At 68.3% G+C, this 12,353-nt stretch carries 10 protein-coding genes; 6 read left to right on the top strand and 4 right to left on the bottom strand.

Translation table 11 applies throughout. From position 1 onward, the window contains the following. Positions 1-43 precede the first annotated feature (43 nt). The 6 genes from EU513_RS05905 (at position 44) to EU513_RS05880 (ending at position 9,014) form a co-directional block, all read left to right on the top strand. Positions 44-1,009, top strand: coding sequence for a nitrilase-related carbon-nitrogen hydrolase (locus EU513_RS05905; RefSeq protein WP_129624959.1), 966 nt, complete (start codon positions 44-46; stop codon positions 1,007-1,009). A 2-nt stretch (positions 1,010-1,011) separates the two neighbouring features. Then, positions 1,012-2,037 (top strand): agmatine/peptidylarginine deiminase, encoded by a 1,026-nt coding sequence (locus EU513_RS05900; RefSeq protein WP_129624958.1) that lies wholly within the window; start codon positions 1,012-1,014, stop codon positions 2,035-2,037. 58 nt (positions 2,038-2,095) lie between these two features. Continuing rightward, entirely contained in the window at positions 2,096-2,944 is an 849-nt protein-coding gene (locus EU513_RS05895) for an SDR family NAD(P)-dependent oxidoreductase (RefSeq protein WP_129624957.1), read from the top strand. Continuing rightward, positions 2,941-3,495: a carboxymuconolactone decarboxylase family protein gene (locus EU513_RS05890; RefSeq protein WP_240795935.1), complete on the top strand. Its 555-nt coding sequence runs from the start codon at positions 2,941-2,943 to the stop codon at positions 3,493-3,495. Before EU513_RS05895 ends, EU513_RS05890 begins: the two co-directional genes overlap by 4 nt. 119 nt (positions 3,496-3,614) lie before the next feature. Continuing rightward, entirely contained in the window at positions 3,615-8,231 is a 4,617-nt protein-coding gene (locus tag EU513_RS05885) for an ATP-dependent helicase (protein ID WP_129624955.1), read from the top strand. Between the two features lie 6 nt (positions 8,232-8,237). Next, positions 8,238-9,014, top strand: coding sequence for a DNA-formamidopyrimidine glycosylase family protein (locus EU513_RS05880; protein ID WP_129624954.1), 777 nt, complete (start codon positions 8,238-8,240; stop codon positions 9,012-9,014). Between the two features lie 212 nt (positions 9,015-9,226). Here the strand turns inward: EU513_RS05880 and EU513_RS05875 are convergent, their stop codons facing one another. The 4 genes from EU513_RS05875 to rimO all read right to left on the bottom strand — a co-directional run bounded on the left by EU513_RS05875 (position 9,227) and on the right by rimO (position 12,296). Further along, positions 9,227-9,523: a helix-turn-helix domain-containing protein gene (locus EU513_RS05875; protein ID WP_129624953.1), complete on the bottom strand. Its 297-nt coding sequence runs from the start codon at positions 9,521-9,523 to the stop codon at positions 9,227-9,229. Positions 9,524-9,658: 135 nt separating this feature from the next. After that, entirely contained in the window at positions 9,659-10,141 is a 483-nt protein-coding gene (locus EU513_RS05870; protein ID WP_129624952.1) for a CinA family protein, read from the bottom strand. Next, positions 10,141-10,842 carry a CDP-diacylglycerol--glycerol-3-phosphate 3-phosphatidyltransferase gene (pgsA, locus tag EU513_RS05865; protein WP_205744679.1) on the bottom strand — a complete coding sequence of 234 codons (702 nt, stop codon included), beginning with the start codon at positions 10,840-10,842 and terminating at the stop codon, positions 10,141-10,143. The genes EU513_RS05870 and pgsA overlap by 1 nt, the downstream gene beginning before the upstream one ends. Continuing rightward, positions 10,839-12,296 (bottom strand): 30S ribosomal protein S12 methylthiotransferase RimO, encoded by a 1,458-nt coding sequence (gene rimO / locus EU513_RS05860; RefSeq protein WP_129624951.1) that lies wholly within the window; start codon positions 12,294-12,296, stop codon positions 10,839-10,841. The genes pgsA and rimO overlap by 4 nt, the downstream gene beginning before the upstream one ends. Between the last annotated feature and the right edge of the window lie 57 nt (positions 12,297-12,353).

Raw genomic sequence — 12,353 nt, 5'->3', positions numbered from 1 at the left:
TTGATGTGAAAGTTCCGGCAGGCGTCGGCCATACTCTCGGACCATGCAGTTGATCACAGCATCCGAGGTGCCGGTCTCCCTCGCCCGTGTCGACGAACCCGCCGCCGCACCCGTGCGTGTCGCTCTGGTGCAGCACCACTGGCGCGAGGACGCAGGCGAACTGCAGCAGGCGTTGCGGGGCGGCATCGAGCAGGCGGCGAAGGCAGGCGCCCAGGTCGTGTTCCTTCCCGAACTGACTCTTTCTCGCTACCCGGCCGACACCCTGCCCGAAGGTGCGCCGGACCAGACCGCAGAAAGCCTCGGCGACGGCCCGACCTTCACTTTCGCGGCGCAGGCGGCGAAGGACTTCGGCGTATATGTGCACGCCTCGCTTTTCGAGAAGGCGCCCGAGGCGGACGGCCGCGGCCTGAACACCGCGATCCTCGTTTCCCCCGACGGCGAACTCGTCGCCCGCACCCGCAAGACGCACATCCCGGTCACCGCGGGCTACTACGAGGACAAGTACTTCCGTCCGGGACCATCGGACAATGCCTATCCCGTGGTCACACTTGACGATCCGTCGGTGAAGCTCGGCATGCCGACCTGCTGGGACGAGTGGTTCCCCGAGGTCGCACGCTCCTACGCCCTCGGTGGAGCGCAGTTGCTGGCGTACCCGACCGCGATCGGATCAGAGCCGGATCACCCCGAGTTCGACACCCAGCCGCTCTGGCAACACACCATCGTCGGCCACGCGATCGCCAACGGAGTGTTCGTCGTCGTGCCCAACCGCACCGGCAGCGAGGGTTTGATCACCTTCTACGGCTCATCGTTCATCGCCGACCCCTACGGACGCGTCCTGGTCCAAGCACCGCGCGACACCGAGGCCGTCCTGGTCGCCGATCTCGACCTGGCCCAGGGCAAGGACTGGATCGACCTGTTCCCGTTCCTGTCGACCCGTCGCCCGGACACGTACGCGTCGCTGGCCGAACCGATCAAACCCGAACACGTCCGCGCCGACCCGAACGCGTGACGATGACCTGGCGAATGCCCGCAGAATGGGCGCCGCACGATCGCGTCTGGATGGCGTTCCCCAGCCAGGGATACACACTCGGCGAGACGGACGCGGAGGCCGAGGCTGCCCGGCGCACCTGGGCGAACGTCGCCAACGCCGTCGCCCGGTTCGAACCCGTCCACATGCTCGCCACGACCGACGCCCTCGGCATTGCACGAGACCTGTTGCACGACAACGTTGTTGTGCACGAAGCCGAGCTGGACGACGCGTGGATGCGTGACATCGGCCCCTCCTTCGTACTCGGCGAACACGGAGAGCTCGGTGCCGTCGACTGGGTGTTCAACGGTTGGGGCGCGCAGGCGTGGGCCAGCTGGGACAAGGACGCCGGTGTCGGTCGTCGGGTCGGCGAGCAGGCCGGCGCCACGGTCGTCGATTCGCCGATCGTCAACGAGGGCGGCGGCATCCACGTCGACGGCGAAGGCACGGTGCTGTTGACCGAGACGGTGCAACTGGATCCCAGTCGCAACCCGCAGGCGTCCAAGGCCGACATCGAGGCCGAGATGGCTCGTTGCCTCGGTGCCTCGACATGCATCTGGTTGCCTCGTGGGCTCACCCGCGATTACGACGAGTTCGGCACCCGCGGCCACGTCGACATCGTCGCGACCTTCACCTGCCCCGGCGTGGTGTTGGTGCACCACCAGGAGAATCCCGACCATCCCGATCACCAGGTCAGCCGCGAGATCATCGCGCTCCTGGAGAACAGCACCGACGCCGCCGGGCGAACTCTGACGGTCGAGCGAATCCCCGCTCCCGCAACGCTTTTCGACGACGACGGACCCGTCGACTACAGCTACGTGAACCACCTCGTCGTCAACGGGGGTGTCATCGCCTGCACCTTCGACGACGAGCACGACGACCGCGCGCTCGACGTGCTGCGTCGGGTGTACCCGGGCCGCGAGGTCGTCGGGGTCGATGCCCGCGAGATCTTTGCCCGCGGCGGCGGGATCCACTGCATCACCCAGCAACAGCCGTCCGTCCCGCGCTGATCTCATACCCCGGACGCGGCCACGTGAACTGGGTCACTTGATCAACTAGCGTGGCCGAATGAGTGCTCACGAAGGTCGACGTGTTCTGATCACCGGAGCAGCGCGAGGCATCGGTGCCGCCCTGGCGGAACGACTCGCCGCACAGGGGGCGAAGGTCGCGCTCCTCGGCATCGAAGCGGAGATCCTCGAGCAAACCGCAGCCCGCTGTCCTGGCTCGATTTGGCGCGAGGTCGACGTCACCGACCAGGACCAGGTCACCGACACGATCGACGAGGTCGCCCGCATGTGGGGTGGACTCGACGTCGTCGTCGCGAACGCCGGCATCGCCTCGCAGTTGCCGTTCGACGGCGGTGACCCGGAGGTCATGCGCGCGCACATCGAGGTCAACGTGATGGGCTGCTACTGGACGCTGCGCGCTGCCGCACCGCACATCAGCCACCCCGGCGGGTACGCCGTGGCAACCGCGTCGCTGGCCGCTGCCGCACACGCACCGATGATGGGTGCGTACAACGCGTCCAAAGCCGCCGTCGAAGCGCTCGGGAACACCCTGAGGATCGAGCTCAAGCCCACCGGCGCGAAGGTCGGTGTCGCCTACTTCGCCGAGATCGACACCGACATGACCTCACGTGGGTTCGGGACCAAGGCCGCCACCACACTGACGGGCGGGGGGACCATCCTCGGTGTCGCGCCGCTCAAGAGCGCGATCGACGCCCTCGACCGCGGCATCAAGAACCGTTCGCGACGCATCTGTGCACCTCGCTGGATCGCTGCGATCCTGCCCGCGCGGATGCTTGCCCAGCGGGTCATGGAATGGCGCGGCTTTCCCGAACTCGGCCTCGCCCTGCAGATCGCCCGCGAGGAGAACGCGGAACTCACGACCCTCCAGCGAAAGAAGGTGACCTCGTGAGCACGGATGCGAAATCGGCGGTCGCCCGCATCTCGCCCGGCACCCTGAAGGAGCTCGGTGCGCCGGCGTTCGCGATGAGCCGGATCGCCGGCAAGGTCACCGGCACGAAGCCGCCGGCGATCTTCACCACCCTCGGACGAGCCAAGGGCCTGTACTGGGGCTGGCTGCACTTCGCGGCCCGCCTGATGCCGTTCGGTTCGCTCCCGCGCCGCGAGAGCGAACTGGTCATCCTGCGCGTCGCGAACCGCCGCGGGAGTGCGTACGAGTGGGCGCACCACCGGCGTCTCGGCGTCCGAGTCGGCGTCACGGCCGCGGATATCGATGCGCTGCAGCAGAATTCATCGCCCCACTGGAACGAACGCGAAGCCGTGCTCATCGACTCGGCGGACACACTGCTCGCCGAGCGTGACCTCGACGACGCACAGTGGTCGCGCCTGCGGGCCACGCTCACCGAACGGGAGTGTGTGGAGTTCCTCCTGCTGGTCGGGCACTACGACATGCTCGCGACCACGCTGCACACGCTTCGGATCAGCCCCGACCCGAAGGCCTGACTCACCGAGTGGCCGGGCTATGAATCAGCGGCCGGGATATAGCCCGACCACCAGTTCATAGCCCGGCCGCTCGGTGGGAAGTGTCGGTCTGTCGGTGCTGCGTGGGAAGCTGAGCGGCGATGAACTCCCCGATCACCGAACGCTTCTCCCCTGCCACCCGTGCGTGGTTCGAGGGGTCGTTCAGCGCGCCGACCGCCGCCCAGGAGGGCGCGTGGGATGCGATCAGTTCGGGCCAGCACACCGTCGTCGTCGCACCGACCGGCTCGGGCAAGACGCTCTCGGCGTTCCTGTGGGCGATCGATCGGATGGCCGCGACGCCGCCGCCGGAGGACCCGCTCGAACGCTGTCGGGTGCTGTACATCTCCCCGATGAAGGCGTTGGCCGTCGACGTCGAACGCAACCTGAGGGCACCGCTGGTCGGCATCAAGCACGCCGCAACCCGGCTCGGGCTCCCCGAACCGGAGGTGAGCGTGTCGGTGCGCTCCGGAGACACTGCAGCGGCCGACCGCCGTGCGTTCGCTCGACGTCCGACCGACATCCTGATCACGACCCCGGAGTCGTTGTTCCTGCTGCTGACCTCGGCCGCACGTGAATCCCTGCGTGGCGTCGAGACGGTGATCGTCGATGAGGTGCACGCGGTGGCGGGCACCAAACGCGGTGCGCACCTGGCGGTCTCGCTCGACCGGTTGGATGCGCTGCTGCCGAAGCCGGCGCAGCGCATCGGACTGTCGGCGACGGTCCGTCCGGTCGAGGAAGTCGGTCGCTACCTCACCGGCGGGCGTCCGGTCACCATCGTGCAGCCGCCGTCGACCAAGGAATGGGAGCTCGAGGTCGTCGTCCCCGTGCCCGATCTCGCCGACCTGGGCAACCAGCCCTCCGACCTCACCGGCCCGGACGACCCCACGCGCTCGGCGTCCGTCTGGCCGCACGTCGAGGAGCGGATGGTCGACCTGATCAGCAGCCACCGCTCGACGCTGGTGTTCGCCAACTCACGGCGCTTGGCAGAACGCTTGACCGCCCGCCTCAACGAGATCTGGGCCGACCGCAACGACATCGCGCTGGACGATGAATCCTCGTCTGCCCCAGCCCAATTGATGGGTCAGGCGGGCAGCAGTCACGGCGCGGCGGCGGTGCTCGCCCGCGCGCACCACGGTTCGGTGAGCAAGGAACAACGGGCCGATATCGAGGACGCCCTGAAGGCCGGACGCCTGCCAGCCGTGGTCGCGACGTCGTCCCTCGAACTCGGCATCGACATGGGCGCGGTCGACCTCGTCATCCAGGTCGAGTCACCGCCCAGCGTGGCCAGCGGACTGCAGCGTGTCGGACGCGCCGGACACCAGGTCGGCGCGGTCTCCCACGGGGTGCTGTTCCCCAAGTACCGCGGCGACCTCGTTCAGACCGCCGTCGTCGTCGAGGGCATGCGCGCCGGCACCATCGAGCAACTCAAGATCCCGGCCAACCCGCTCGACGTACTGGCTCAACACATCGTGGCCATGTGCGCGATGGACGACTGGCCGGTCGACGATCTCGAGCAACTCGTCCGCCGCTCAGCGTCGTTCGCGGCGTTGCCACGCACCGCACTCGAAGCCGTGCTCGACATGCTGGCCGGACGCTACCCGAGCACCGACTTCAGCGAACTGCGGCCACGCATCGTGTGGGATCGCACAACCGACACGCTCAGTGCCCGCCGCGGTGCGCAGCAACTCGCCGTGATCAGCGGCGGCACGATTCCCGACCGTGGGCTGTACGGGGTCTTCCTCGCCGGCGGTGAAGGTCCCGGACGCAGGGTCGGTGAACTCGACGAGGAGATGGTCTACGAGTCGCGCGTCGGAGATGTGTTCACGCTGGGCACCAGCAGTTGGCGGATCGAGGACATCACCCACGACCAGGTGTTGGTCACGCCCGCACCCGGCCAACCGGGACGCCTGCCGTTCTGGCGCGGAGACGCGCTCGGACGTCCTGCCGAACTCGGCCAGGCCGTCGGCAAGTTCGTCCGCGAGGTCGGTTCGCTGCCCGACGAAGGCGCCCGCGAGCGAGTCACACAGGCCGGACTCGACACCTGGGCCACCGACAACCTGATCACCTACGTCCGCGAACAGCAGGAGGCCACCGGCCACCTGCCGACGGACAAAACGGTTGTGGTGGAACGCTTCCGGGACGAACTCGGCGACTGGCGGGTCGTCATCCACTCTCCCTTCGGCGCACCCGTCCACGCCCCCTGGGCATTGTGCATCGCGGCACGCATGCGCGAGCGGTACGGCGTCGAGGTGCAGGCGATGCATGCCGACGACGGCATCGTGCTTCGCCTGCTCGACATGGAGATGGGCGACGGAGAAAACGACGATCTGACCGACGTGCTGGTGCTCGACCCCGACGACGTCTCGCGCATGGTCACCGACCAGATCGGCGGCTCGGCGTTGTTCGCCTCCCGGTTCCGTGAATGCGCCGCACGCGCGTTGCTGCTTCCCCGGCAGCGCCCGGGACGCCGGCAGGCGTTGTGGCAGCAGCGCCAACGATCGGCTCAGTTGCTGGAGGTGGCCAGCCAGTACCCGTCGTTCCCGATCGTGCTCGAAGCCGTGCGCGAGTGCGTCCAGGACGTGTTCGACGTACCCGGGCTCACCGCGCTGATGCGCGATATCCAGTCGCGCACGGTGCGCACGGTCACGGTCGAGACGCCGACCGCGTCCCCGTTCGCCAAGAGCCTGCTGTTCGGATACATCGCGCAGTTCCTGTACGAGGGCGACTCCCCGCTGGCCGAACGGCGTGCGGCCGCGTTGGCGCTCGACCCGTCACTGCTGGCCGACCTGCTCGGTCACGGTGAGGGCGCTGCGCTGCGCGACCTGCTGGACAGCGACGTCGTCGCCACCACCGAGGCCGACCTGCAACGACTCACCAAGAGCCGACAGGCGCGGCACGCCGACGATGTCGCCGATCTCGCCCGCGCGCTGGGACCGTTGACCCGCAACGAGATTCGCGCGCGTACTCGTCCCGACGTGACCGACCTCGACGAGATCCTGGACGCTCTGGTAGCCGACCGCAGGCTGATCGTCGTGCGCTGGGGCGACACCGAACGCTTCGCAGCGGTCGAGGACGCTGCGCTGCTGCGGGACGCCCTCGGCGCTGCCCTGCCGACCGGTGTCCCGGCCGCCTTCCTCGAACCCGCCGACGACCCGCTGACCGACCTGATCACCCGGTATGCCCGCACCCACGGCCCCTTCACGGCGTCCGACGCCGCCCAGGCGTTCGGCCTGGGGCGCGCCGTCGTGCACGACACGCTCAAGCGATTGGTGCACCGCGGACGCATCGTCGAAGGAGAACTGCGACCGCTCGGCACCGGCGACGGCCTGTCCGACTTCTGCGACGCCGAGGTGCTGCGCATCATCAAGCGCCGCTCGCTCGCAGCCCTGCGCTCCGAGGTCGAGCCCGTCGCGGCCACCGACTTCGCTCGCTTCCTCCCGCCCTGGCAGGGTGTCGGCACCGGCCAACGCGGGCTCGACGGCGTGCTCCGAGCGGTCGAGCAGTTGGCCGGCGCGAAGGTGCCGGCCTCCGCACTCGAATCGCTTGTCCTGCCTGCACGGGTTGAGCGCTACACGGCCGGAATGCTGGACGAGCTGATGACGGCCGGCGAAGTGATCTGGCAGGGGCACGGCTCCCTGCCGGGTGACGACGGGTGGATCAGTCTGCACCTCGGCGACCAGCTCGACGCAACTCTCGGGGCACCCGACGAGGGCGAACTCGACGACCTGCAGCGCGCCGTCCTGGACGCCATGGCCGGTGGTGGCGCCCACTTCTTCTCCGCGGTCAGCGCTGCCGTCGAGGGCGGCGAGAGTCAGATCGCCGAGGCGATGTGGCAACTCGCCTGGGCCGGGCGGATCACCGGAGACACGCTCGCGCCGGTGCGAGCCCTGCTGGGTGGAGGTCGGACGACGCACCGCAGCCGCACGGCAGGTCCGCGCCGGTCACGGTACGGACGAAGCGCCGGCCTGCGCACGGGCCTGGCCCGACCCTCGTCCGCCATCCGACCCATCACCACGCCGACCATGGTCGGAAGGTGGTGGGTGCTGCCGCAGTTCGAGCTCAACCCAACCCAGCGGTCGTTGGCGACCACCGATGTCCTGCTGGACCGCTACGGCATCGTGACGCGCGGAAGCGTTGTCGCGGAAGGGATCTCCGGCGGTTTCGCCGAGATCTACCGGGTGCTCGCTGCCGCGGAGGAGCGGGGAAAGGTGCGACGCGGGTACTTCGTCGAAGGTCTTGGGGCCGCCCAGTTCGCGGGCACGGGCGCCATCGATCGACTGCGTGCGCGGCCGGCGAACGAGGTCACCCCTCGTAACCCTTGGGACGTCGCGCCGGTCAAGACCATTCCTGCGTTGGTGCTCGCGGCCACCGACCCGGCGAACGCCTACGGGGCCGCGCTCGCCTGGCCGCCGCGCGAGGGCGACACCGGCCACAAACCCGGGCGTAAGTCGGGTTCGCTGGTCGCTCTCGTCGACGGGCAACTGATCGCCTACATCGAGCGCGGCGGACGGTCAGTGCTCACCTGGGACGACACACCGACCCACGCCGACGCAGTCGCCAAGGCACTGGCCGAGATCGTCCGCAGCGGACGCCTGGCCGACCTCAGCGTCCACTCGATCGACGGCACTGCGGCGTTGAGTTCGAGTCATCCGTTGGCAACGGCGTTGACCGACAACGGATTCCACACCACACCCAAGGGCCTGCGGCTGCGCCGATGAGTGCCGATGCCTGAAGGAGACGCCGTCTGGCGCACCGCGCGCCGACTCGACCGGGCGCTGCGCGGTGATGAACTCGTCGGCGTCGATCTACGCATGGGTCGGCTGCCCGAGGTCGAGCTGCGCGGTCGTCGAACGATCGAGGTCGTGCCGCGTGGCAAGCACATCCTGCACCGCATCGACTCCGGGTGGACGCTTCACTCGCACCTGCGGATGGACGGTTCGTGGCGGGTGGTTCCCACGCCGCGGGTCAGTCCTCGGTTCGCGGCACATGACGACATTCGAGCGCTCGTCGCGACAGCCGAGAAGGCCTGTGTCGGACGCAAACTGGGGATGCTCGACCTGGTCCGCACGCGCGACGAGCACCGGCTCGTCGGGCACCTGGGTCCCGACATCCTGGGCGCCGACTGGGACGAGGATGAGGCACTACGTCGGTTGCGGGCGAACGGCGGACGGCCGATCGGCGCAGCGTTGCTCGATCAACGCAATCTCGCCGGACTCGGCACCATCTGGACGACGGAGCCGCTGTTCGAGCGAGGCGTCGACCCGTGGCTGCCGGTCGATCGATTGGACGAAGGCGTCATCCGCGATGTTCTGCAGATCGCCCACCGGATGTTGCACGACGCGATCGGCGAAGGCCGTCACGTGCCGCAGGCGTACGAGCGCAAGGGCTGGCCGTGTCCGCGTTGTGGAGCCAAGCTGCGGATCGGGATGATCGGCGACGCTCCGCAGGCAAGACAGTTGACCTATTGCCCGTCATGCCAACGGAATCCGAGCCACGGCTGAGTCCCAGCGCACCTCACCAGGTTTCGGCGCATGCGGATTCGTCCCTCGTCCGCATGGCTCAACCAGCGAACAAATCCAGGCCCCAGCACGCGTTCCCGGCTTCCGGCGCCGACAAATAAGCCTGAGCCCCAACCACACCCGCTGGTTGAGCACGCGAGGATGAGCTTGCGAATCCTCGCGTGCCGAAACCAAGGCGACGCGATACGAAAAGCTCAGGCGGCGGAGACGACGGCGCGGTCGGTCTTGACCGGCAGCGGCACCGGAGCGGTCAGCGCCTCGACACCGGCAACACGCTGCGAGACCAACGAAAGAGTCTGCGACAACGGCATACCGAGCGCATCACAGATGTGGGCGAGCAACTCCGAGGATGCTTCCTTCTCGCCGCGTTCGATCTCGCTGAGGTAGCCGAGCGAGACCTTGGCGTCGGCGGACACCTCGCGCAGGGTACGTCCCTGCTCCTGGCGCAACTCACGCAGAACGTCGCCGAGCTCTTGACGCAGCAAGATCATGACGACTCCTGATTCAACGAACCGAACGGATGAACGAGTCCACGATAACCGCAGGCACCATCACCGTGCGCGGCCATTCCGAACGCTGGTGTACAGGGTGAACCCATGAGACTGACAACTCACATCCCGGGCCGGTCATTCCACATCCCCGTGCCCCAGATGCGCAAGGGCGAGCCGAAGCGCTGCGGTGGTGGCCGAGCGACGGATCCGTTCGCGATCGCCGTCCAGGTCAAGGCGGTCGCTCATCACACCGTCCGGCGTCGCGATCGCGATGAACACGACACCGACCTCGACGCCGTCTTGTGGATCGGGCCCGGCGACCCCGGTGGTCGCGAGCCCGTAGTCGGCACCGAACACCGTGCGCACCCCGGAAGCCATTTGTTCGGCGACCTGCGCCTGCACCGCTCCCCCGCGCGCGAGCAGTTCTTCGTCGACGCCGAGCAGCGACGTCTTGGTGTCGGTCGCATAGGTGACCGCGCCCCCGCGCAGCACCACGCTGGCGCCCGGGACGGAGGCGATGGTCGCGGCGACCATTCCGGCAGTGAGCGATTCGGCGACCGCGATCGTCTGTCCCAGCCCGGTCAGGCGGGCGACCAGTTGCGTCTCGCTGGGAAGCATCAGGCCGCCTTCGCCGTCCGCCGCAGTGAGAGCGCGCGGAAGACGTAGTCGACGCCGGTCACGACGGTGACCACGACAGCGGCGGCCATGACGATCCAGGCGATGACGACGAACGCGCCGCCGTACGGGAGCACGAAGAATCCGATCGCGACTGCCTGCAGAAAGGTCTTCAGCTTGCCGCCGCGGCTGGCCGGGAGCACCCCGTGCCGGATCACCCACAGGCGCAACAGGGTTACGCCGATCTCGCGCACCAGGATCACGATCGTCACCCACCACGGCACCCGATCGATCATCGAGAGTCCGACCAGCGCCATGCCCATGAGGGCCTTGTCGGCGATCGGGTCCATCATCTTGCCGAAGTCGGTGACCAACCCGCGAGCACGTGCGATCTCACCGTCGATGCGGTCGGTGATCGACGCGGCGACGAAGACCGCGAACGCGCCCCAGCGGTAGGCGTTGTTGTCGCCGTCCTGCGTCAGAAGCAACCATCCGAACAACGGCACGAGCGCGATCCGCAGCATCGTCAGGACGTTCGCGATGTTCCAGTTGCTGACGTCCTGGCTGGGAATGTCGGCCGGGTCGGGTCGAAGCTCGGGCGCGTGCAGCCGGATCGGCGTGCCGTCCGGACTTCGCAGCGGTTGCCACTCACGCCAGTCGCGCGGCCGGGCGTCCTTGCCGCGGCGCGGGGTGGGTTCGGTCATCCGGTCGGCTCCGCGACGAGGTCGATGCCGATCGTGTCGACCACCTGTACCGTCACGATGTCGCCGATCGAGGGCAGTTTGCGGGCGTCCGGCCAGGTCAGCACGGTTTCGCCGTCGACGTCCGGACCCTGCTGTCCAGCCCGTCCACGAATTTCGATCTCGCCGGTGTCCTCGTCCTCGATCTGCTCGACGAGCACCTCGAGGTTCTGACCGATGCGCTCGGCGGCACGCTGGTGGTTGAGTTCTTCGACCAGCGAGCGGATGTGCTCCACGCGATCGTCGATCTCGTCCTGCGGCAGCTTCGCGTCGTACGTCTCGGCCTCGGTGCCGTCCTCGTCGGAGTAGCCGAACACACCGGTGACATCGAGCCGGGCCGCCGACAGGAAGTCGGCCAGCACATTGACGTCGTCCTCGGTCTCACCGGGGAAACCGACGATCACATTGGATCGGACGCCTGCCTCCGGCGAACGGTGCCGCACCTGCTCCAGCAGGCCCAGGAACGACTCGGCGTCACCGAACCGGCGCATCTTGCGCAGCAACGGACCACTGGCGTGCTGGAAGGAGATGTCGAAGTACGGGACGACGCCGGGCGTCGAGGTCATCACATCGAGCAGGTCGGGCCTGATTTCGGCCGGCTGCAGGTAGGAGACGCGAACTCGCGAAAGACCATCCACGGCAACGAGTTCGGGCAGCATCGTGTCGAGCAGACGCAGGTCGCCGAGGTCCTTGCCATAGGAGGTGGAGTTCTCGCTGACCAGGAAGATCTCGCGGACGTCGTGCTGCCCGAGCCAGCGCGCTTCGGCCAGTACGTCCGCCGGACGACGCGACACGAACGCGCCACGGAACATCGGGATCGCACAGAACGCGCACCGGCGATCGCACCCGCTGGCGATCTTCAGCGGAGCCCACGGACGTCCGTCCAGACGGGCTCGGATCACCCGCGGTGCCGCGACCGGCGACTCGATGCTGACGTCGGAGGGACGCCGCATGTCACCGTGGCCGGGAGCGGCGACGTCCGAACCCTGACGCGCCGCCGGTGACAGCGGCAGCAGCTTGCGCCGGTCGCCCGGCGTGTGCGATGCCGGACGCTCCCCCGCCAGGATCGAGGTCAGGTGGGAGGACATGTCCTGGTAGCTGTCGAACCCGAGGACCGCGTCCGCTTCGGGCAACTGCTCGGCAAGCTGGTTGCCGTACCGCTCGGCCAGGCAACCGACCGCCACCACGGCCTGGGTGCGACCGGTCTGCTTGAGGTCGTTGGCCTCGAGCAACGCGTCGATCGAGTCCTTCTTGGCCTGCTCGACGAATCCACAGGTGTTGATGACGGCGACGTCGGCGGCGGAGGCATCGTCGACCAGCGTCCAGCCCTGCGCGGACAGGCGTCCGGCCAGTTCCTCGGAGTCGACCTCGTTGCGGGCGCACCCGAGGGTCACCACGGCCACACTTCGGGAAGTCATGACGCTCACTGTAGTTGTCCCGGACGCGTCGACCAGCGACCCTGCGCGGGTGGTGCC

Origin of the sequence: Yimella sp. RIT 621 (genome assembly GCF_004146205.1) — a bacterium.
In the GTDB taxonomy this organism is placed as follows: domain Bacteria; phylum Actinomycetota; class Actinomycetes; order Actinomycetales; family Dermatophilaceae; genus Yimella; species Yimella lutea.
Note: the sequence above shows the minus strand (reverse complement) of the source record. Positions and strands in the feature narration are given on the sequence as shown.